A 22641-nucleotide genomic window follows, 5' to 3' on the forward strand; every position below is an offset into this window, starting at 1 on the left:
AGGCTTAATCAGAACTCCGACCACTCCTGCTGGAGACGTTTAAGCGCAGCATTGCCCTGCGTGACGGGAGCGGGGCGAGCAGCAGGCCGACCGGCTGTCGGGGCCGAGGCAAGCCGGGCCACGGACTTCGCCTGTGGCTCAATGCGCTCGGTTTCGCCTGTGCGGAACGCGCTCAGGAGCTCTCCGAGACGCTTGCTTTCCTCGGCCAAACCTGCGCCGGCCGCATTCATCTCTTCAACCATGGCGGCATTCTGCTGTGTCGCCTGATCCATGTGATTGACAGCGCTGTTGATCTCCGAAAGCCCCATGGACTGCTCCTGAGCGGCCGTTGCAATCGCATCCATGTGCTGATTGATCTGCAGGACCAGGTCGGCAATAGCTGCGAGACCCTCGCCGGTGTCGTTGACGAGTTTCACGCCTTCGCCGACGGCGACTTCGGAATTGCCAATCAGAACCTTGATCTCCTTGGCGGCATTGGCCGAACGCTGGGCCAACTCGCGGACTTCCTGGGCGACGACGGCGAAGCCCTTGCCTGCTTCACCCGCACGTGCTGCCTCGACGCCTGCGTTGAGCGCAAGCAGGTTGGTCTGGAAGGCGATCTCGTCGATCACGCTGATGATCTGGCTGATCTGCTTGGACGAATGCTCGATCCTGCCCATGGCATTGACGGCATTGTTGACGACCTGGCTGGAGTTTTCGGCCCGCGACCGGGCGCCGCGTACCAAATCACGGGCATCGCCAGCCCGCTTGGAGGTCGACTGAACATTGGCCGTAACCTCTTCGAGCGCCGCTGCCGTCTCTTCCAGCGAGGCGGCCTGCTGCTCCGTGCGCTTGGAAAGATTATCGGAAGCCTGCGAAATCTCGTAACTGCCGCTGTTTACGAGTGACGCGGCGTGGCCGACCTGAGACATCGCAGCGCGCAACTGGCTGACCGACGAATTGAAATCGTGACGCAGAGCTTCGAACTGCGCAGCCAGCGGCGTTTCGATCTCGCACCGCAGGTCGCCGGATGCCAAATGACGAAGTCCTGTCGCAAGCGAGCCCGTAGCCTGCAGCAGCCGCTCTTCGGCCTCTGCTTCGGCGCGGCGCTGGACTTCGAGGCGTTCGTTCTCCGATGAAATGCGTGCCTCGGCGGCTTCGGCTTCGAGCGCCTTGTTGCGCAGAGCTGCCTGCTGGAAAATCTGGACAGAACGCGCCATGGCGCCGATCTCATCACGCCGTTCGACGCCACCGATCAAGACCGAGAGGTTGCCTTCGGCGAGTGCGGTCATGGAATGGGTTAGCGCGCCCACGGGCCTGGTGACGCGAAAGATGATGACGCAGATGCCCGTAATGCTCAGAACCACGGAAACAAGGAAAGTGAGCCCGTAGGCGATCAAGCTGACGAACGCATCATTCTGGCTGGCGGATGCGTTCGCGACCATGCCGTCTGCGGCTGCCGCGGCGGTGTTCGTGATGGTCAGAAGGGCGGCGTTGCCAAGCGGGCGCCAGTCGTCAAGGGGCATGGCCTTCTTCTCACCAGCTGCGAACTTCGCAAGCAATGCACTGTGTTTTGCTGCAAAATCACCGTTGAAGAAGGTCGCGCTGCTGACTTTATAGGCGTCTCTGACGACCTGTGGTGTCGACGGATGATTGACCAGAGTACCGATCTGTTCCCAGGTGAAATTCGCAGTGTAATCGAATTGTTGGATCTTGCTGACGTCCTCGGGCTTCATCGCCTCTCCGGAGGCGAGCGTGTTGACGAACAACAGGTTTGCAGCCCCAGCCGTTGCGCGCGTGTACCATGTCAGTGCACGGATCTGAATGAGTGCCGTCATTGAGGGATCACTCGTGCGGATCCGGCTTTCGACGGCGGTCGAACCTGCCTCCAACGCGGTCAAGAGCTGCTGACCGAGGTCCAGCGTCGTGGCTTGCAGTGTCGGGTCGCGATCAGCAAGCTTCCTGGCGACTTCGCTGTCGAGCTTTGAGCGGAATGCAACTACCCGATCATAGGCGTTCATGACGTCGGCAATCGGGGCTTCGAGCGCCTGGTCGTCGATATCTGCAAAGACCGATTTTGCGTCACCCATATATTTGTCGACGATGCCCCTATCCTTTTTCAACAAGGCGAGCGTTGCATCTTGCGAGCCAAGCTCAAGTTTGGCGAGCGACGAGCCGTCACCTCGCTCGTTGCGAAAGTTGGCGAGTGTCTGGAAGAGCGCGCGGTCGAGCAAGGTGAACTTCGAGACGTCGGCATACTTGCCTGCATCGCGATAGGCATCAAGCGTCGACGATCCCGTCAGCACACATAGAGCGATGCTGAGAAAAAGGAAAATTCCAACAAGTATATTGCGCAGAGAAAAAATCATAATTGCTCACCTACGTTCGGGGTGCCATGACGCTAACCCGCTTCGCCAAACCCGTATTTCTGGAGCTCTTGTGGTGAAACTTCTAAAAGAAAAGCAGTCCGTGAGCCATCGAGACGCCGCTCGACCACAGGCGCATCATGCCCTGTCCAATCAAAAACAAAGCTAGCCAAGCTTTATTGAAACAGGATTAATGCCCCTAAAAATATACGGGATGTCACGATCAGCCCTGTTAGCGTTGTCTATAGAACTATACGTCAGCCTAGAGCCACGCGGCTGTTCTTTCAAAACCGTGCGGATCGCGAAAATTGGAACTCCATTGGCGTTCTTCCTCGATATCTCTTCATCGTTGTTGATAGGTGGCTCTGATCCGAAAAGCCGGTCATAAGAGCGATTTCCGCAATGGCGATTCCGCCTTCGACGAGCAGCTGTTCCGCCATGTCCAGACGAAGATTTATCAGGTAGCGATGCGGAGGCATGCCGAACGTCCTCGCGAAGCTGAGGATGAAATGGCTCGCCGAAACGCCGGCGACCGCTGCTAGTTCCGCGATCTGTATTTTTTCGGTAAAATGCTCGCGAAGATATTCCCTTACCCGTCGAGCGCTTTTGGCGGGAAGCCCGCCCTTTGGCGGCGGAAGCTGTTTCATGCGGGCTGTATCGATGCGAAGTAGATGGTTACTGGATGGCATCCCCAGGGAATCCAGATCAATGTTTTCATGTCGTTTTGCTGCCAGAAAACAGGCACCCACGTTTAAGCTTTCCAAGCTTAAATAATGGATACATTGTGGCCTTTATCAAGGACAGTCAAGCACAATTGCACTGGTCAGCATCAGCTTTGGTGGGTATCGTTTCGCGGATATAAACGCCCGCGATGTGCGACGCGTGAAACGATGCTCCAGCTTGGCCTCGTCGGCTGCGTTTAAGGCGACCGGATCCGGCTCATCTTCTTCATACGCACTCCTGCGGGGAAATCTCGGGCACTCTATCGTTGGCCGACGACAAATGGCCCGTGTCGGCGATGGCATCCCTTACAGGGGTCCCCCGTCGTTTCAGCGAGTTACGCCGCCTCATGGATGAGGATCACGCAGCGCATGCCGACGCTTAGCGGTAGTTGGAGCGAAAGGCTTTGCTGATCTTCCCCGCCCGGCCACGCCTCCCAAAAAGACGTGGAGGGCCGCAAGAGTGGGACAAAACGCAATTCTTCCGTCAAACCCTCCGCGCCACTGAAAGGAAAGCAAGCGCGCTCCCTCGCAAGGAGCGGCGGATTGCGTGTAGCGCCTGGTCGAACAACTCGGTTCTCCTGTGACGCTCCATCTAATTGTGAGAATGCCGAAGCCACAGTGCTTACAATTAAATGCCACGCCCGAACTAAACTGCCGCTTTCTTACAATTAAGTCCAAAACGACAGCTGGTATCGTCCGGCTGACATCATGATCACCTCATCGCCAGATGGTCAGTTTGGGCGGTTCGGACCAGGTACAGCGCCGCTGCCGTCTAACAGTTCGAGCGCTCGGGACGACCAGATGCTTGTCCTAGACTGCGCCTCGCTGCAACCCGGCGCGGTATCGAGCCGGGCTGATCTTTGCCTCTGAAGCGCCAGTTTCGATAGCGGCCTGCATGACGGCCGAGGCCACTTCGCTAAGCAAACGCGGATCGAATGGGGATGGGATAATGTAGTCTCGGCCAAAAGCGAGGTCATCCCTGCCGTGGATTCGCTTGACGCAGTCTGGTACGTCAGTCCTGGCGAGATGAGCGAGAGCCGTCGCACAGGCAATCTTCATCTCGTCGTTGATTTGCTTTGCTTTTGCATCGAGCGCTCCCCGGAAGATATACGGAAAGCAGAGAACGTTATTGACTTGGTTCGGATAGTCGGATCGGCCGGTTGCAATGATCACATCGCTGCGGACCTCAAGAGCTTCCTCCGGACTTATTTCGGGGTCAGGATTAGCCATGGCGAAGATGATGGGATCGTCCGCCATGCTGCGAACCATTTGTTTTGTTACGGCGCCTTTGACCGATACCCCGATGAACACGTCGGCACCGACCATCGCGTCCGCCAATGACCTTGCAGTGGTCTCGACTGCAAGTTCGGATTTCCAGCGGTTCATCCCGTTTTCGCGGCCCAGCCAAACTGTTCCCTTTGAATCGCACAGGGTAGTGTTTTCGGGGCGGGCACCCATGGCCCGCAGTAGCTTCAGGCAAGCTATTCCCGCGGCACCGGCACCATTCATTACGATCTTGGCACTAGCGAGAGGTTTGCCAACGAGATGCAGCGCGTTGATCAACCCGGCTGCGCAGATGACGGCGGTGCCATGCTGGTCGTCGTGAAAGACAGGGATATCCATCAGCCGCTTCAACTGTTCCTCGATAAGGAAGCACTCAGGAGCCTGATATCCTCAAGATTGATTCCGCCGAAGGTCGGCTGCATCAATCGGACGGCTTGGACAAACTCGTCGACCTCCTCCGAATCCAACTCGATGTCGACCGCATCGATATCGGCAAAAAGCTTGAACAGTGCGGCCTTGCCCTCCATAACCGGTTTGGATGCGAGCGCGCCAAGATTGCCGAGCCTGAGAATTGCAGTGCCATTCGAGATCACCGCGACCATGTTTCCCTTCACTGTGTACTCGTAGACGGCCTCAGGGCGCTTTGCGATGGCATACACCGGGTGGGCCACGCCGGGGCTATAGGCGAGTGACAGATCGCGCGGTGTGTCCAGTGGCTTTGACGCGGTGATCTGATATTTTCCGGGTCTGGGCTCGTTGTGATAGGCAAGCGCCTCCTCAGCGGTGACATTGATTTTGGTCGTCGCGAACTCCAATTTGATATTCGTTTGCGAAAGACCTCGCTGTGCTTCGCCTCTGTTGGCCGGGCACAGCGAGTGTGGGGTTATCCGATGGAATGGATCGTTCGAGCCCGAACAAAGCCGACGATCCGGTGCGATTACATGAAGCGGTCGGCGCCGCCGGACGCTTCGATCGTATCACCCGTCACGAAACCATTGCGGTTTGAGGCCAGAAAAGCGGCGATGGCGGCGATTTCTCGTGCCGAGCCGGCGCGGCCGACCGGAGTGCATTCGGCGGAGATGCGGGCGACGACTTCATCATCCGACAGATCCTTGAACTCCGCGCGAGCGCGCCGAACTGCTGGCACCATGTTGTTTGCCCAATTGTCCGTTGCGACAGCTCCGATTCCGATCGCATTCACCAGGATGCCATCCTTCGCCACCTCAAGGGCAAGCGACTTCGTCAGGTTGTTGATTGCCGCGCTGAGAACGTGGGAGACCAACAGTTTGGGGTTCGGGTAGATACCACCGATCGAGGACATGTTCACGATACGACCCCATTTTGTTTTCTGCATATGCGGGATGGCAGCCCTGCAGAGTCGCCGCATCGAGGTCAGCTTCACACCCGTCATTTCCTCCCAATCCTGCTCGGTAGAGGTCAAAAGACCGCCGGCATGGGCGCGGCCTGCGTTGTTGACCAGGATGTCGAGTTCGCCGAATGCACCAACAGCCTGATCGATGATGAGCTGGGCCGCTTCCGGCCTGGAAACGTCCACAGCCAGAGCAATCACATTTTTCTCATGGCCAGGCGCACCCGAGATCAACCTGGTTGCCGCCTGATTGAGACGTCCCTCGTCTCTGGCCACGATGAGCACACGTGCTCCGTTGGCCAGCAATTCTTCAGCCACCGCAAAGCCGATCCCAGCACTTGCGCCAGTGACAACCGCGACCTTACCTTGGATTTCGAGGTTCATTTCTATCTCCTTATCTGAAGTTGTTTGTTAGTTGGGAAGGGGCTTGCCGCGCGTTTCGGGCAGGAACCACAGCGCGAGGATGGCGACGAAGTAGAGAAGGGTCATCGACAGAACCGTCATGTGATAGCCCCCCACCGTCGAGAACAGGAAAGCCGTCAGGATCGGAAGCGGAAACGAAACAATCCGGGCAAGATTGAAGACCACGCCCGAAGCCGTCGAGCGAACTCGCGTTTTGAAGAGTTCCGGTAGGTAGATCGGCATCCAGGAAAATGTCCCCAGCGTAAAGATGCCAAGAATGAATACAGAGAGCAGCGACCATGTGAGTGTCTCGGGCGTGCATGCTTGCATCACACCGGAGCAGATCGCACCCATGAACATGAGAAGCATATAAGGTTTGCGGCCTATGCGTTCAGCAATAAACCCGCCACTCATGTAGCCGACGATCGAACCACCATTGTATATGAGAGCGCTGATCGACGCCCATGTGCTTGTCGTTAGCCCTTGCTTAGCGGCTATCGACCCGATGTAGGGCCCAATGAGAGCAGAGATCCCATAAAATACCGACACGGTAACCGTTGCCATCACCAGGGTGGCAAAGGCATTGCCAATGGCTTCCCGATCACTGAATAGATTTACCAGACCGGATTTGCCCTTCGCCGCTGTACGGTCGTTCGACCCCGATTGCTTGATCGCTTCCAGCCAAAGTTTTGACTCCGGTACCTCTCTGCGAATGTACATCAGGACTAACGCGGGCAGCACACCGATGACGAACATAACCCGCCAGGCGTCTGGTCCCCAAAGTGGCTGCAGCCACAGCCACAGTCCAGCAGCAAGAAGGAAACCGAACCCATACCCGGATTGCATTACCCCAAGCGCCTTTGCCCGGGATTTGTCGGGCCATGTTTCCGCCACCAGGGCAGTTCCTGTACTCCATTCGGAGCCGAGAAACATTCCCGTGAGAAAGCGCAGGACGATTAGGACAGTCCATGACGGACTGAATGCGGTCAGCGCCGTCAACGCGCAATAGCCGGCAATTGAGATCATCAGCATCTTTTTTCGTCCGATATGATCCGCCATTATGCTGCCGATCGTCCCCCCAATGGCCCAGCCCATGAGGGTGGCGCCGATGGCGATTCCCACCGCCATTCTGATTTCGTCCGGTGTCGAGTTGCCCAGCAGCAGCATTGCCGCGACCCCACCAACCAGAATCAGGGTGCTAGTTTCAAAACCGTCGAACATCCAGCCGATAAAACTGCTAAAGAGCGCTCGACGCTGAACAGTCCCTGTGCGTTGAAGAACAGTCCCTATGGCTTGAACTTGTCCGTCGCTCATTTCCATCCTCCATCATGAGCTTGTCGAAAACGGAATTCCTCCGGAGCACGTCCTCGGGGGGACTGCTTCGTTCCGTCTATTCCTCATTGTTTCGGCTGCAGGAGCCGGACTGCTATTCCGGCGATCCCGTTCGCATTCGACGGTTAAAAACCGGCAGGGTCAGGCCGAACACCTCGAAACGGGACAGGATAAGCAGCAGAAAGCCGGACGCGCCCTCACGGTTCAGTCGCCCGACATCCCCAGACAGTAATGCCGCCCGCTCGTCTTCCGAAAACGGCATCGACATGACTGCCGACTCTGGCGATCTCTGCACGAGTTTGCGGAAGTCCTTGTCATGGAGTATACGCCGGCAAAGGGTGTGAATGAGATAGATATTCATTGAGCCCTGCCCCTGACGTCCCACGCCGCGAACGCGTTGCCGAGATGTGGCTGATCAATCAGGATTGCTGGAGCCTCCGGTCCGACAAGGGCCAGCGCCACGATCCAATTGAGAAGTTCGCCCGCGACATTGCCGGCTTTCAGCATCCGCGATTCCGTTGCCTGGGAAACAACATCGTCGAAGCGCGCATTTTTAATTTCTTGCAGGATCCAGGCCGCCCATGAAGGGTCGGGGACACCGAAGGTTTTGCCGACCTCCGCCCTCGGCCCGCCAATTTCCAGGCTGAGGGAGCCGCTTGCTACGACTGCGACACGTGCGCCGCTGTCCCACGTTCGGATTGCCAATGCCAGTGCACGGCCCAAAGCGAAACATCGTGAGGCAGCGGGCAATGGCGGCACGACGCAGTTTATGAAGATCGGGACGATCGGCAGGAGCATATCGGGTGTCATAAAATGCAAAGGGACAAGCGCGCCATGATCGATCTCGAAATCGACCGTAGATGCAAAATCGAAACCGGCTCCGATCAATGACGAGAAGAGATGTTTTGCTGCTGCCGTCTCCACCTTGACCTTGTACCACGGCATTCCCGGTGTCTGGTCGTTCGGTCCTGCCGTCTCTTCAGCGGTGCCGATGGCGAATGTTGGCCAATTGTCAAAGAAGAACGTGTTGAAGTGGTCGTTGTTGACGGTCACGACCACGTCCGGGTTCGCGGCTTCGAAATGCCGCCGGATTTCGGCAAAGTATCGCGCTGCCTCCGATTGTTCTCCGTTGATTTGCGCATCAACGACGAAGCTTGGCGTGTGTGGCACGGCATACACGGCGACAAGTTCAGCCACTGCCTTCCTCCTCCTGTCTTGTGCTCGAGCGGCAACTGAACGCCGTTCGCTGATGGAGGGACGTTATCGTGGGCCTCAATCAGCGACTATGATGACGATTTTCAGGTGTCTGAAAATTCCAAATATCGATTGCTCGCCGCGCGGCCAGGAAGTGGCGACTTCGCGAGAACTGCAGCGCGCCATCCAGGTCGTTATAGTTCGGGACTAAGGGCTCGCGCCGTTACAGGCTCGGAGCTATGGTCAAAGATCATCCCAACGTGCTTGCTTGGGCGAGCAAACGAGCGGCATCAACGTGCCTGCCCCTCGAGGAAGCAGAAAAGCTCTGGAGCAGTTCAATCAGCGCTCGTCGGGCATTCCGGGAAGTCTCGGCAGAGGTTTCGCGCGACACAAGGTCGACGGCAATCTTGAGGGCCCACGACAACGCATTTTGCGCGCGGGCATCTGCAAGCACATTCCAAAGATCAAAACCGACCGCAGAAAGCGGCGGATCCAGTTGCAATGCTACCCGATGGAACTCGACATCTGCCCAACTTGGCTCCGCGTCACACCCTCCCATAAGAGCCTCCGATATCGGATGGAGCGCATAGTGATCCCACCCTTTTCTGCGGGCCGCGAGGAGAATTTCGCTGAAGAGGTTCGAGTATTTCGGATGAAACCCGGCGCTCGTGACTGCGTCCACGACAGCAGCGATGTCGCTGGCGGCGACCAACCGGCCGCTCTCTATAGCCGCCCAAAGGTCGAAAAGGCTGGCGTAAGTGTCCCAAAATCCCAGTCCGTGCTGACGGGCGACCTGCTTCAATATCGATGTCGCGCGGCAAACGGCGCCGGTATCACCCTCAAACGCTTCGACGGTACATTCGCCCTCGGCCAACGCGCAGCACAATGTATTCGCATGATCTAACTGTGTCGCCTCTGAAACAGCTGCTTGCGCGAGACGTTTGGCGTCATCGACATCTCCCAAAACCCATAACGTCCGCGCAAGGAACGATTTTGCCGCAACGCTTTGGTCCAGCCCAAACCTGAACGCCTGTGGCGGTCGGTTGACCTGAAACCATCGAAGGCTGCGCTCCAGGAAATCACGCGCGCGATCATGGCTACCCGAAAAGTGGTGTGACACTCCCGCAATGCGCTGTGCAACGGCCGCGGCCTCGAAATCATCGACTTCGGTTGCGCGCCGCAGCATCTCCTGTGAATGTTCGAGCGATGCTTTAAACCGACCGGCTCTCAGGTTGAATAGCCAAAGTCCATACTGCGCTTGCAGTTCGATCTCGGCCGCTTCATGCGACTGGGCAAGCCGAAGCGCCTTTTCCCAAGCTTTCTCCGTCTCAGGGACTGGGCCAACGGCCCAACTCAGGGCAGTTCCCAATGCGGCCTGCAGCGCCATTTCCTCCCCCGGAGACAACTTTTCGCCGAACCGTTCCAAAGCCTCCGAAATACGTCGGCGACATTCGTCATGAAGCGATAGCTGAACCCAGTAGGGTGTTGCACATGCCAAAATGCTGGTGCCAGCTTGCACCTCGCTGTTGGAAAACGACCAGTCCAGTGCGCCGCGGATATCGTCGATGGCGCCAGCATGCGTCAAATGCCATTCATCTGTCGAAAGCGTCTTCCAATCCTCGTTCGCACGGCGAGCAGCGGTCAGGATGTAGGTCGCATATCGCTTCATGATCGCCGCAAGTTCCGCATCATCCGCGAGCTTCTCCAATGCGTAGAACCGGATTGACTCGAGAAAGCGATAACGTGGCCGGTTCCGACTCAGATCAAGTATCAATAAGGATTTGCTTACCAATCTACCCAGTATGTCGACTGCATACCATTGATCCTTTGCTTCCGGCGCCGCCACCGCATGGACAGCGTCAACGTCGAATGCGGACGAGAATACCGAGATGCGCCGGAGCATCAGTTGCTCTTCGGCATCGAGTAAGTGATAACTCCAGTCCACCGTTGCTCTGAGCGTTCGGTGCTTGGCAAGGGCTGTCTTGCGTCCCGCCGTCAACAGATTGAAGCGGTCGTTCAAGACGGCGAGAACTCCATTAAGACCAAGCGTGGCGACACGGGCCGCAGCGAGCTCGAGAGCCAGCGGCAGGCCGTCTAAGCGGTGACAAATCGCGTTTGCCATTTCCACATCGACTTCAAAATTCTGCACGTTCGCGGAGGCACGTTCGACCAGGAGCTCAAAAGCTGGGTACTGCAATGCCGATCTTAGATCTTTTACGTTGGTGGGCGGTATCGCGAGTGGACCGAGCCGATAGACTTGCTCGCCGTCAATGCCCAACGGTTCCTGGCTTGTCGCCAGAACTTTGATGGTTTGCGAATTTTGCAGCAGCAGCTCGATTGCTGCAGCGATCTGGTCGGACAAATGCTCGCAATTGTCAACGACAAGGATGCTGTGTCTCGTCGCGGAACCGCCAAAAGCCTGCCGAATATACCTCGCGTCCAGAGAGGGAACTTGTAATGCATTGGCGAGTGTCGGCTCAACCAAGTCACCTTCCGCGACCTTGGCCATTTCCGCGAAACGCACGTCATGCACCTGCTGCTCGGCCAAGCGCTGGGCAAATTCCAAAACCGATCTGGTCTTTCCCACTCCGCCAGTGCCCACGATTGTTAAAAGACGACCCTTGTCGAACAGGCTGCGGATCTCGGAGAGTTCGGAGTCTCTCCCAAGCAGCCGTGTCAGCGCGGCCGGTAGCAGCGGCATCCCAATCCTGTCGGTGACCGCGTCTGAGACAGGCTGCCTGCTTTCTTTTTTCACGAGGCGATAACCGAGGCCCAGTTCAGTCCTGATCATGTCGCGATCGGCTCCGAACGCGCGCCGGATCGCCGACATCTGCGCTTGCAGGTTATTTTCTTCTACAGCGACGCCCGACCAGACGACGTCCAGCAAATGTTCCTTCGTGACGACGTTGCCGTCCGCTTTTACCAGGAGCCATAAGACATCGATTGCCCGAGGCCCGATTTCGAGCTTGACGCCGTCACGGACAAGAATTCGCAGTCGAGGAAAAATCCGGTAGCGTCCAAAACTAATGCCCTCATCGTCTCGGTTGATTTCCAGCGGGCTTGAGGGGGTCTGTGGTGCCATAAATTGGCGCTCCTTCGCCGGCTGTCATTAGATAGCTTCCATCGCGTCTCCTCGCAATGCGCATTTGACAGATTGGTCGAACGATCACGACGGAAGCCTGGTAGAGCGGCTGCGCCTCAAAGGCATCCGATGCCGCGAGATTGCCGAACTCACCGCAAACAACGCGAACCATCTCGACGTCCTGAAGCCGGGGATGCTGTCAAACTTGCCTGTCTGAACATCACCGCCCTTTCTCTCAGCAAGGCATTGTTGTGGCGCACCCCAAAGTCCGGTCGGGCGATCGGATCGATAGCCTGTCCTGCGTTGGAGAAGAAGCCGCCACACGTTGGCGGCCGATCTTCCCGGCTTCATCAACAGCCATCTCTTCGGGTTTCAGCAAGGGCAGGGAGATGAGAGAGCTCACCCCTGCTGAGGCGAAGTGCCTGGCCCAATACCGAAATCGTCGAGGCAGAAGGTGATGCCGCCCGCCCTTGCTCAAGCTTTACATACCATTCGACGCTGATTCCGGCCAGTTGCGCCGCCTCGTCACGACGAAGTCCTGGCCCTCGTGCGCCGCAGGCTGTAGAGCCCAACGTCGTCAGACGCAGCTTGGGCCGCCCCCACTGGAGACACTCACGCATTAAGGGCCGCGCATCCGTTTCGGGTTAATGAAGCAAACCAGCACCGCCGCGCCGGCCGCGGTCATCGTGACCGTTATGCCGCCGGCCGTCTGCCACCCGACAAGCGGGACCAGAGCGCCGAATGCCGGACCAGAGAGAAATCCCGCAAAATAGAACACGGGCAGGATGATCGACGTTGCCGCACTGATATGGTGGGATTGCACACTTTTCTGCATAACCGCTAGAAACCGTGGATACAGAAAGCCGCTAAGCAGCACGCCGAATATGAACGATGTCGCCATCTGTCCGTACAGCGATATTACATGAAAGAACATGACGTAGCTGTTAAGGGACATCAACGCGAGACCCGCTATAAGGCCCCACCTCTTAAACTTGTCGCCGAGCCACCCTCCAAAAAACGCAGTGAGAGCGCCGATCCCAAACATGCTGAAAGCTAACCCGGCGTCGGCGACGCTATAGGCAAGCGCCGATTTAAGATAAAGCGAATACAAAGCCATATATGCCAGGAATGAAAATCCTGTCAGAAAGAACGCGACGGTACATACCGCCGAATTCAGATTGATAAGCGTAGTCGGGCAGCGCAGGTCCCCCGCTTCGTCATCCCGCCGGGTTTCCTGATCGATCGCCGCGGCAAACCAGCTCGGAACGAAAAGATATACGGAAATGGCCGATACCATGCCCGCGATTCCGAAAAGGTAGAACGGGGACCTCCAGGAGCCGAGCAGTTGAAACATTTGGCTCGCAATCAGCGGCGCGAGAAAGGTCCCAAGGCCGAAGAAGGCATTGTTGATCCCGAAAAACGTTCCGCGACGCTTGCCGAAGTAAGCTCCGATCATGGAAAAGATCGCTGTGATGTGCAGCGCCTCGCCCGCGCCCGTCATCGCTCTGTAGAACGCCAGCTCAGTGTAGCTGCTCGCGAGCGGTATGGCGAACGTGAATGCCGAATACGCAAGCAGGCCGCCGACCAACACATGCTTTCGGCCGAAGCGCCCGATGAACCAGCCGCTCAGCGCCCCAAACAAAGCTATGTTGAGGGTGAATATGTTTGACAGAAAGCCCCCCTGCGCTGGGGTGATACCCAGCTCCGAGCTTATGGGGCTCAGAAGGGCCGGAAACGCAGATCGGTCGAGCCCGTTGAACGAGTAGGACAGACCCAGAATCAGGACGATGATCGCAACCGTATACGCTCTTTCACCATGCGACGACGGCATCGGTCGCGCCGGCAGATCAGCTTTTCCAAGCACTTCTGTCATATCTTCCTCCCTCGATTAGTTTGCTCTTGTCTCTGACGCGGGCTGCCTTTCGGCAGGCTCAGACCTCCTGGCCGGCAACGTCGGACCTAAACCTCCCCGAGCTTCGCCAAGGCGACGTCTCCTTCGTCAACCCCGAGCGAATACAGCTTTATTCCGGTCCTCGTTTTATAAACTATCGAATCGCGCAACCAAGCTTCTGACATCGCTCGGGTTGGTCGCGTGCAACGGCGGCATGACCGCAGCCAATGCGGATAAGCCACGCGCGTGAGCCATCAGCGCCTTGACAGCGGGCACGAGCGGCAGCCCGTCGAAAAGCTTTCGAATAGAAACGGCGGTGCCAAGCGCCGTCTGGTCTCCCTCCTTGAGGGCTTGCGCGCACAGCCTCGAGGTCAGATTGGCGGTCGCGGAAATGCATCCGGCCCACAGGCCGGATCGGGCCTCCATCAGTGTGGCTTCATTCGACGGGAACACATCGAAGTTTCGAAACCGTTCGGCGAGACCTCGAGCGTAGTCGAGGTCGCCCGACGAATCCTTCAATCCAGCAATTCGACCAGGGTACTTATCCATAAGAGTAGCGATCCACTCCGCCTCGTATTTGACGCCCGAGAGCGCGGGAAAATTATAGAGATAAATTCTGATCGGATTGTCCCGCGTTGCTTCGACTATACGACTGAAGAAGGCGACGATCCCTGCCTGGTCGATCCCCTTGTAGTAAAACGGCGGCAGGATAAGCGCGCCTGCAAAGCCCAGTTCAGCTGCCTGCCGTGTAAGTGCGACAGCGTCATCGACCGCCGCGGCGCCGGTTCCGACCATGAGGCGATGACGGGGAAGCCGAGAGGCCACGGCTTGCATCAGGCGCGCGCGCTGTGCAGCCGAGAATGACGTCGCTTCCCCCGTTGTGCCGAGTATGTTCAGACCGTCGCAGCCTTCATTCAGCAAATGACCCGCGAGATCGAGAAAGGCTTCGCTATCCGGCTCCAGATCCTGCGTAATCGGCGTGGGTATAGCGGCGATGATGCCCTTGAGCGAACTGATTGAATGTGACGTCACGCGATGACCCCTGTGGTGCGAGAAAGCGGCCCGACTGAAGCCGATTGTGCGAGCCGAACGTCATCTGGGACCGGCAGAGGCGGATTCGCCCCGCCTTTGAACTCTACGGTCGTGAAGAGAAGGTCGCTTGTTCCGATATTTTCGACGCTATGAACGAAGTGTTCATCTTTGCCGAAGGTGAAATGCTTGGTTTCACCTTTATAATGCTCCACATCCACGACGCGGCCATCATCGTAGTAGCCGCGGGCACGGCCGGCGACGTGCGCGGTCCAGAAGTAATCGAGTTGATGTCGGTGGAACGCGCAGCGCTTCCCCGCAGGGATATGCAGATGCCAGACGCGCACACGATCCGTTTCTGATACCAGCACACTGCCGACGCAGGCGTTCAAAATATTGTCGTCAAATTCACGCTGCAGGTCTTGCGGCCAATGCGAGCGCGGGTTTGGGTCGACGGACTGGGGTTTCGTGGCTGTGCCCATAGGTGTTCTCCTCTTCGTGCGGTTTTTACTCGGCCGCTAGCCGACTTTCGGATTCGGAATGAATTTGAACGACCACCTTGATCGCGTCGTCGACGCGCTCGCGCGCATGTCGCAAGGCTTCCGGGAGTTCAGAAAAGCCGAAAGTATGCGTATGGATTGTCGTGGCGTCGAACCGCTTTGCCGCCATCAGTGCCATGGCGCGATGCGTGGCGGATCGCCCCTCTCCCCGTATCCCATAGACGTAGACGTTGTTCTTTACGAGATAGCCGAGATCGACGGCGATCGGTTCATGCGGGAACGCAGCGAAGCAGATTTTTCCGCCGCGATTGACCATGCGGACCGCCATATCGACAGACTCCTGACTGCCGGCGCAATCGAGCACGTAGTCTACCCCACCATCGGCGGTGAGATCTCTCACCCGCGCAACTGCATCTTCGTGCCTGGCGTTGACGGTCACGTTCGCGCCGAGCCGCCGGCCTTTTTCCAAGCGGTTGTCTCGCGTTCCGACTAGGATCACAGGTTCGGCGCCGAGGGCCTTCGCGACAGCCGCGCCTAGCAAACCGATCGGTCCGGGCCCGATGACGACGACGCTCTCGCCAGCCACGAGGCCGCCGAGCTCGGTGAGCGCGTACATTGACGTCCCAGCCGTGACCACCAGCGTCGCCTCAGCGTCCGTCATGCCGTCAGGAACGCGCACCAGCGTATTGACATTGTTCACCGCGTATTCCGCGAACCCGCCATCCGTTGTGAAACCGTTCGCTCGATGGCCCTTGTTTACGTCGCCGAAGTTGTTCCCGTAATTGAGACACGAGGTGTACATGCCCTGGCGGCATCGTTTGCATTGGCCGCAGCCCGCGTGAATCTCCACGGAGACGCGTTCGCCGACTTTGAACTCATCGACACCAGGGCCGAGCGCGGCCACTGTTCCCATGTATTCATGACCAGGCGTGAAGTTCTTGTTGAACGGCTCTCCGCCCCCGATCCTGGCCGGAGTGCCGTATTGAATAATTTCGAGATCGGTTGCGCAGATCGCGACGGCATCGACCCGCACCAGCACTTCGGCCTTTCCCGGCGCTGGCACGGCTTTCGTGGTCTGGCGAAGCTCGCCCGGGCCGCCTAGCACCCAGGCCCGCATCACCTCTGGAATGTCGTCGCTGACGGTGCCGGTGGGCTTTTCGAGGTCTTGCATCCGAGGCGCTCCCTTGCTGTCCGGTTCAACCAATTCGGCACATTTATGACTATTGGTTGCATTTGGTCAACCATACATAATCTTACTGATGTGTGTCAACCAATATTCGCGCAACCCTACATATTGGTTGACCAATCAGGCGCCATGTCATATGCCCCACTGCATGCAAAAGGATGATGCATCGACGTGACAGACCAACTGAGACAATGGCTCGAAACAGCCCAAATCCGGCCGGACGGCCGCCTGCCGCCCGAACGGGAGCTTGCCGTGACCCTTGGCCTTTCGCGAGCCGAATTGCGCAAGGGTCTCGCCTTGCTGGAAGCCGAAGGACTGCTATGGCGCCGTGTCGGCAAGGGCACGTTCGTGTCAGCGCCGGCCGAGCGTCGTCGCCCGGATGCCTCGGCAATGGCGGAGCGCGTCAGCCCGCCGGAAGCTATGCAGGTCAGGCGCGTTCTTGAGCCCGAGATCGCCGCGCTTGCGGCACGGACGGCCACCGGCCTACAGATCGCACGCATGAAGGCTCTATGCGCGGAGATGCGAAAGGCCCCGGCTTGGCCCGACTATCAGCGGCTGGACTGCGAGTTTCATGCCTCAATCGCCGCGGCGGCGGGCAACAATCTTCTCGCTGAGATCTTCGATATCGTCAACGAGGTACGTCGAAGGGTGGTTTGGGGCGGTCTGGACAAGCGCAGCTACGGCCCCCCGGCCGACTATCATTCCTTTGACGAGCATGAAGCGATTGTTGCCGCGATAGAAAGCAGGGACCGGGCCGGAGCGGCCGAGGCGATGCGAAATCACCTTGTCGCGACCGAGCTCGATCTCATGGGGAAATGAACTTACGAAGCCGCCGGGACGTGTTGATGAAGTGGTGACGTTCTCAGAGCTTGAGCGGGTAGGTAGCGTCTTAGGCGATGAGACCGCCGCCGTTAACTGTTACAGTAATGCCGGCGCCGGCGGCATTGGTGGCGACGAACAGGATCGATGCGCCCACACCTTCTTCTCAACTGTCTGAATCGCAGCCAGCGTCGCGCTCTAGCTCAACCAATGGGTCCCGAGCCTAGTCGACGGCGCTGTGCGAAACTCGTTCAGCTGCGGTCCTACGCAGAACCTCGCGAAGCCAAAGGGCTCCGCGCACGCGCGTCAGCGCGCACTTCCAGGTCTGGGTGAGGCTACTTGATTGGTCCGGCCATGCTTCGGATTGTAGATTCGTGCATCGGCCCAGCGCTTCGAACCTCCGGCAGGTCCGGTGAGGATCGGCAGGCCTTTCAGCTTTCACTGACGCATACTCTGATCTCGGTTTCGGATATCAAGCACGTCGGGACCGGCGACGATGCGGGGGCCGAACACCAGTCGCCCGCACGGGCCGGCACCGCAGAATTCGATCGTCACCTCCACGCCGATCATGGGCGCCATGGTCCGACCGGGCCTCGCGTCCGCGGTGACGGCGATCCTAAGGAGGCGACAATCGAGAGTTTTCATTATGTCCACTCCTACATGTCCACTCCTACAAATCGGCCACCGGCTCACTCGACTGCTGCCCCGTCGGTTGACATCACACAATTTCGGATACATTGTTACCGATATGATCGATTGGAGCAAACCCTCGGCAGACTCATGTTTCGTCCAGCTCGGCGGAGTCCGGGTGCATTTCAAACGTGCGGGTTCCGGACCGGCGATTCTGCTGCTCCATGGTAGCGGTTCATCTATGGAGGGTTTCGAGCGTGTAGCCGCTCTGCTATCGCGCTCGTACACGGTGGTCCGACCCGACTTTCCCGGGTTCGGCCTGACAGGCCCGCGGTCGGATCGCGATTACCGGATCGAGACCTATGTCGCGACGATGGCTGCATTCATGGCAGCGCTCAATATCGAAAGGTACAGCGTTGCCGGCAATTCGCTGGGCGGCAACATCGCGTGGAACCTTGCCCTGAGGCACCCAGAACGGCTTGACGCTCTTGTCCTGATCAACGCCACCGGCTATCCCGAGAAATCCCTGCCCGCCGGATTGCGCCTGGCGCGCAATCCACTGCTGCGGCCCTTGCTGCGACACTGGCTGCCACGCAAGGCGACCCGGGCCAATCTACGATCCATCGTCGGCCAAAGATCGACGATCGTCGATGACGCGATGGTCGATCGCGTACACGGCCTGATGTCGCTGCCTGGCAACCGCTCGGCCTTCGTGGATCTCGCCAATACCAATCAGGCGGATCGCAGCGCGGAGATCCCGCGCATCGTGGCGCCTACTCTGGTGCTGCGCAGCGCCGGCATCGACGGCCAATATTTCGCACGCGATATTTCGGCGGCGCAGGAGCGAATCCACCCGGTGGCCGGACACCTTCTTCCCGAGGAGGACCCGGTCTGGGTCGCGAACGCCATCGCAGATTTCCTGAACGCGCTTCGTGACAGCTTGCGACCGACCAGGACGACCCCATGAAATATTTCGTGGCAAGGGGCGAGGATCGACAGCTCGATGCAACGGCACGCGCAGGCCTTCGCGGCAACTTCATCGAATTGCCCGATGGCGTCACCCACTACGAACTCTCCGGGCCACTGAGCGGGGACGTCGTGATCCTGGCCGGCGGCCTCACCATCCCGCTGTTCTATTGGGACCACTTCGTCCCCGAGTTGCACGCCGCCGGCTTTCGGACACTAGCCTACAGCGGCTACGCGCGCGGCTATTCCGAGCGGCTGCGCAAACCCTATGACGACGCCTTGTTCGTGCGTCAGATCACCGAACTCGTTCGCGCCCTCGCCCTTGGCGGCCGTCACCACATCATCGGCTCATCCATGGGCGCATTGGTGGCGATGGGCTACCTCGTCGAACACCCAGCTTCGGTCGCCACGTTGACGGTGGCGGGCCCCGCCGGGCTCGGCAACATGCCTGCCGCGTTGCGCCTGCTGCAATCCGCCGAACCACTCGCGCGCTTCGTCGCACGCCGGTTCGGGCGCCAGTGGCTCGACAATCATCAAGCGCACAATCTCGGCGATCGCACGCACGCGGCGGATCTCTCGGCCATGATCAATGATGCCTATCGCTATGAGGGTTCGCTTCATGCGCTCTTCGACACGCTGTTGCATTTCGGCCTGTTTGGCCGGGCTGAACTCTACCGGCGTGTCGGCGATCTCGCCTTGCCAAAATTGTTGATCTGGGGGCGCGACGATCAGGTCACGCCGATCGACAAGCTCGACGCCGCCCGTGCCTTGCTGCGACCGGAACGCTGCCATGTCCTCGCATGCGGGCACATGACGCCGTTTGAGCGCCCAAGCGAGGTTGCCGAGCTTTTCACTTCCTTCGTCAACGCCCACAGGGGGCCTTCATGAGCACCAAAATCATCGACGTACTCATCGTCGGCGCGGGGCCTACCGGCACGACGCTGGCGATCGACCTCGCCCGCCGCGGGCTCGACATCCGCATCATCGACAAGGCAATCACGAGCTTTCCGGGTTCGCGCGCCAAGGGCCTGCAGCCCCGGACGCTGGAAGTGCTGCAGGACTTGGGCGCGATTGACGAGGTCATGGCGGGCGGTAGTAATTATCCCTTGCTCGGGTTTCATCTGGGACCGCTGACGATCCCATGGCGGATGATCGCCAGAAAGCCGCGCCAGCCAGACATCCCGTTTCCGAGCACCTGGTTGATACCGCAGTTCCGGACCGACGCCGCGCTGCACGCGCGCCTGGCGGCCTTCGGCCACAGTGTCGAATTCGGCAGCGAACTCACCGGCCTTGCCCAGGACGCGCGGAGCGCGACCGCGCGCGTCTCGGCCCTCGGCGAAACGCGCGAGATCGCCGCCCGCTATATCGTCGGGGCTGATGGCGGCGGCAGCGCCGTGCGCCAGAATCTGGGCTTAGGGTTCGAGGGATCGACGCACGAAGACGACCGGATGATCATCGTCGACGCGGTGACGAGCGGACTGCCGCGCAACCGCTGGCATATCTGGCCAGGCCGGGCGGGACGGTTCATCGGTGCCTGTCCGCTCCCGCATGGCGAACTTTTCCAGTGGATGATCCGGCTGCCACCCGATGAAAAGCCGGAACTCGACCTTGCGGCGATCAACCGGCGCGTTCAGGCGCGGATTGGCACGCCGCGCGTCGTGCTGCATGACATCCAGTGGAAATCGGTGTTCCGGCCCAACATTCGCCTCGCCGAGCATTATCGCCGCGGCCGCGTATTCCTTGCCGGAGATGCTGCCCATGTGCACCCGCCGGCCGGCGCTCAAGGGCTCAATACCGGGATTCAGGATGCCTACAATCTCGGCTGGAAGCTCGGCCAAGTGCTGGCTGGTGCCGACGAAGGACTGCTCGACAGCTACGAGCAGGAGCGCCGGCCGATCGCGGCGGCGGTGCTGTCGCTATCGACCAAGAAATACGAGGGTATCGCCAAACTCGATCCGTCGAGCGTGCGGCGCGGCAAGGATGAGCGCCAGCTCGCGCTGAGTTATCGCGATGGTCCCCTCGCGCAGGATCCCGCGGCGAGGACCGCGCGCCTCCAGGCGGGCGATCGTGCGCCGGATGCCGAACTGGTCACGCCAGATGGACGCCCCTCCCGTCTGCACGAAGCCTTTGTTGGTCCGCACTTCACGGCGATCGCCTATGGCGATAACGCCGCCATTGCGCTCGAAGACCTTGTTTGGCCCGTAGTGGGCGCGGGGTTGCAGCGCATCCTCGTCGAGGTCTCCCATCCCCGGTATGCGCAGGAGAGCTTCACCGATCCCGCCAGGACGTTCCGCCGGGCTTATGGCGTGGCCGAGGATACCGTGTTCCTCATCCGACCCGACGGCTATGTCAGCCAGATCGCTCCCCCAGCGGCGCGAACCAGGCTGCAAGCGGCAGTCGCCTTGCTGACACCTTCGAGCCGATCGTTCGCCTCCGATCCCACGGGCTATGCCGGGCGGGCGCCATGACTCGCATTTTGCTCCACGGCGGAACAGTCATCACCATGGCCATGGACCGGCCCGATGCCGAGCGGCTGGACATTCTAGTGGAGAATGGACGCATCGCGGCCATGGCCGAGAATCTGAAAGAGACAGACGCGGAGACCATCGATTTCTCCGGGCGTATCCTCATGCCCGGCCTGGTCAACGCGCATCTGCACAGTTGGCAGGCCGCCTTGCGGTGTATCGGCAGCGACTGGACCCTGCTCGAGTACCTCGCCAAGACGCATGGCGGCCTTGCCTCGCATTACCAGCCCGAAGACATGCATATCGCCGCTCTGGCGTGCGCGCTCAACCAGATCAACTGCGGAACCACGACGCTCGGTGACTGGTCGCATAATGCGCGAACCCCAGAGCATGCCGATGCAACCCTCCAGGGCCTCGCCGAATCCGGCATTCGCGCCGTCTTTTTTCACGGAATGTCGCACAGGCTTCGCGAGCAGGCGCATCCCGCGGCAGAGATCGATCGCCTGCTGGCAGGCCCTATCGCGCGTCACGATCTGCTGGACCTCGGCATGGCCATTCCGGGACCGCAACTGTCGAGCGCAAAGATCGCGATCGCCGATTTCCTGACCGCGCGGGATCGCGACCTACTCGTCTCCATGCACCAAAGCGGCGGTCGGCCGGGCCCATCCTGGGAAGCGGTGCGGGATGCGGGCCTGATCGGGCCTCTAACCAACATTGTGCATGGCAATGACATTCCTGATGAATGGCTCAAGTCATTCGTCGATGCTGGCGCGACGTTCACGGTCACGCCCGAGAACGAACTCGGCCAGGGCCACGGCTTTCCCGTCACCGGCCGGCTAATGCGCCTTGGCGCAGCTCCCTCGCTTGGCACCGACATCGATACGGCCGTGTCCGGCGAGGTATTGATCGCGGCGCGGATAGCGATCGCTCAGCAGCGCGGATACGATCACGAGCAGCAGCGGCGCTCGACCGGCCTGTTTTCTCCCACCCCAACAATCACCAGCAAGCAGGCATTGACGTGGTCGACGATCGAGGGCGCGCGCGCCCTCGGCCTCGCCGATCGCATCGGGCAGCTGGCGCCGGGCATGCTGGCAGATCTGATCGCCATCGACACCCGCGCTCTCAATCTTTGGCCTGCGCACGACCCGACCGCTGCCGCGCTGCAGGCGAGCATAGCGAATATCGAAGCGGTGATGATAGCGGGCCGATGGCGCAAGCGTGATCACGCGCTGGTCGACGTTGATCTCGGGACGGTGCTGGACAGACTGTCCGAGTCCGGACAACGCCTGCTTGGCAAGATCGAGGCGAGCGGAATCCTGGGACGGATACGCGAACAGGTAATCTTGCGCGTTGTGCACAGGATGCTCAAGAAGCATAGTCGCATCTAGTGCCGACTCGTTCTTGATATCCGGAGTAAGGATCAAA

The 22641-nt window shown here is 59.2% G+C and carries 18 protein-coding genes and 1 pseudogene; 5 read left to right on the plus strand and 14 right to left on the minus strand.

Annotated features, from left to right (window positions below):
• Positions 1 to 8: 8 nt before the first annotated feature.
• The 13 genes and pseudogenes from DQ393_RS12685 to DQ393_RS12745 form a co-directional block, all read right to left on the minus strand.
• Positions 9 to 2348, minus strand: coding sequence for a methyl-accepting chemotaxis protein (locus DQ393_RS12685; protein ID WP_112342126.1), 2340 nt, complete (start codon positions 2346 to 2348; stop codon positions 9 to 11).
• Between the two features lie 281 nt (positions 2349 to 2629).
• Positions 2630 to 3094, minus strand: a complete 465-nt coding sequence (locus DQ393_RS12690; RefSeq protein ID WP_245430334.1) for a helix-turn-helix domain-containing protein — start codon at positions 3092 to 3094, stop codon at positions 2630 to 2632.
• Between the two features lie 828 nt (positions 3095 to 3922).
• A pseudogene (locus DQ393_RS12695) lies at positions 3923 to 5172 on the minus strand (malic enzyme-like NAD(P)-binding protein); the annotation flags it as partial.
• Between the two features lie 116 nt (positions 5173 to 5288).
• A complete protein-coding gene (locus tag DQ393_RS12700; RefSeq protein WP_112342139.1) occupies positions 5289 to 6104 on the minus strand; it encodes an SDR family NAD(P)-dependent oxidoreductase in 816 nt (271 codons plus the stop codon).
• Positions 6105 to 6131: 27 nt separating this feature from the next.
• A complete protein-coding gene (locus DQ393_RS12705; RefSeq protein ID WP_181592336.1) occupies positions 6132 to 7436 on the minus strand; it encodes an MFS transporter in 1305 nt (434 codons plus the stop codon).
• A gap of 112 nt (positions 7437 to 7548) precedes the next feature.
• Positions 7549 to 7815, minus strand: coding sequence for a hypothetical protein (locus DQ393_RS12710; RefSeq protein ID WP_112342141.1), 267 nt, complete (start codon positions 7813 to 7815; stop codon positions 7549 to 7551).
• Positions 7812 to 8651, minus strand: coding sequence for an extradiol ring-cleavage dioxygenase (locus DQ393_RS12715; protein ID WP_168598184.1), 840 nt, complete (start codon positions 8649 to 8651; stop codon positions 7812 to 7814). The genes DQ393_RS12710 and DQ393_RS12715 overlap by 4 nt, the downstream gene beginning before the upstream one ends.
• A gap of 247 nt (positions 8652 to 8898) precedes the next feature.
• The gene (locus tag DQ393_RS12720; RefSeq protein ID WP_112342143.1) at positions 8899 to 11730 is read right to left on the minus strand and encodes an ATP-binding protein; all 2832 of its coding nucleotides are present in this window, start codon (positions 11728 to 11730) and stop codon (positions 8899 to 8901) included.
• Positions 11731 to 12080: 350 nt separating this feature from the next.
• Positions 12081 to 12350 carry a helix-turn-helix domain-containing protein gene (locus DQ393_RS12725; protein WP_112342144.1) on the minus strand — a complete coding sequence of 90 codons (270 nt, stop codon included), beginning with the start codon at positions 12348 to 12350 and terminating at the stop codon, positions 12081 to 12083.
• A complete protein-coding gene (locus DQ393_RS12730) occupies positions 12350 to 13603 on the minus strand; it encodes an MFS transporter (protein ID WP_112342145.1) in 1254 nt (417 codons plus the stop codon). The genes DQ393_RS12725 and DQ393_RS12730 overlap by 1 nt, the downstream gene beginning before the upstream one ends.
• A 165-nt stretch (positions 13604 to 13768) precedes the next feature.
• Entirely contained in the window at positions 13769 to 14653 is an 885-nt protein-coding gene (locus tag DQ393_RS12735) for a dihydrodipicolinate synthase family protein (RefSeq protein ID WP_245430335.1), read from the minus strand.
• Positions 14650 to 15132: a hypothetical protein gene (locus tag DQ393_RS12740; RefSeq protein WP_112342146.1), complete on the minus strand. Its 483-nt coding sequence runs from the start codon at positions 15130 to 15132 to the stop codon at positions 14650 to 14652. Before DQ393_RS12740 ends, DQ393_RS12735 begins: the two co-directional genes overlap by 4 nt.
• Before the next feature lie 25 nt (positions 15133 to 15157).
• Entirely contained in the window at positions 15158 to 16321 is a 1164-nt protein-coding gene (locus DQ393_RS12745) for a zinc-dependent alcohol dehydrogenase (protein ID WP_112342147.1), read from the minus strand.
• 186 nt (positions 16322 to 16507) lie between these two features.
• Between DQ393_RS12745 and DQ393_RS12750 the strand changes: the two genes are divergently transcribed.
• Positions 16508 to 17155: a FadR/GntR family transcriptional regulator gene (locus DQ393_RS12750; RefSeq protein WP_245430336.1), complete on the plus strand. Its 648-nt coding sequence runs from the start codon at positions 16508 to 16510 to the stop codon at positions 17153 to 17155.
• A gap of 438 nt (positions 17156 to 17593) precedes the next feature.
• Here the strand turns inward: DQ393_RS12750 and DQ393_RS12755 are convergent, their stop codons facing one another.
• A complete protein-coding gene (locus DQ393_RS12755) occupies positions 17594 to 17800 on the minus strand; it encodes a hypothetical protein (RefSeq protein ID WP_112342149.1) in 207 nt (68 codons plus the stop codon).
• 163 nt (positions 17801 to 17963) lie between these two features.
• Here DQ393_RS12755 and DQ393_RS12760 point away from each other — a divergent pair, with 163 nt between their 5' ends.
• From DQ393_RS12760 to DQ393_RS12775, 4 genes are read left to right on the plus strand one after another with little or no spacing between them, the layout of a single operon-like run.
• Positions 17964 to 18752, plus strand: a complete 789-nt coding sequence (locus DQ393_RS12760) for an alpha/beta fold hydrolase (protein ID WP_210209416.1) — start codon at positions 17964 to 17966, stop codon at positions 18750 to 18752.
• On the plus strand, positions 18749 to 19639 hold the full coding sequence (locus tag DQ393_RS12765; RefSeq protein ID WP_112342151.1) for an alpha/beta fold hydrolase: 891 nt from the start codon (positions 18749 to 18751) through the stop codon (positions 19637 to 19639). The genes DQ393_RS12760 and DQ393_RS12765 overlap by 4 nt, the downstream gene beginning before the upstream one ends.
• On the plus strand, positions 19636 to 21219 hold the full coding sequence (locus tag DQ393_RS12770) for an FAD-dependent oxidoreductase (RefSeq protein WP_112342152.1): 1584 nt from the start codon (positions 19636 to 19638) through the stop codon (positions 21217 to 21219). Before DQ393_RS12765 ends, DQ393_RS12770 begins: the two co-directional genes overlap by 4 nt.
• Positions 21216 to 22604: an amidohydrolase family protein gene (locus DQ393_RS12775; RefSeq protein WP_112342153.1), complete on the plus strand. Its 1389-nt coding sequence runs from the start codon at positions 21216 to 21218 to the stop codon at positions 22602 to 22604. The genes DQ393_RS12770 and DQ393_RS12775 overlap by 4 nt, the downstream gene beginning before the upstream one ends.
• Positions 22605 to 22641 lie beyond the last annotated feature (37 nt).

Source organism: Martinezella tropici, assembly GCF_003287875.1.
GTDB lineage: Bacteria > Pseudomonadota > Alphaproteobacteria > Rhizobiales > Rhizobiaceae > Rhizobium > Rhizobium tropici_C.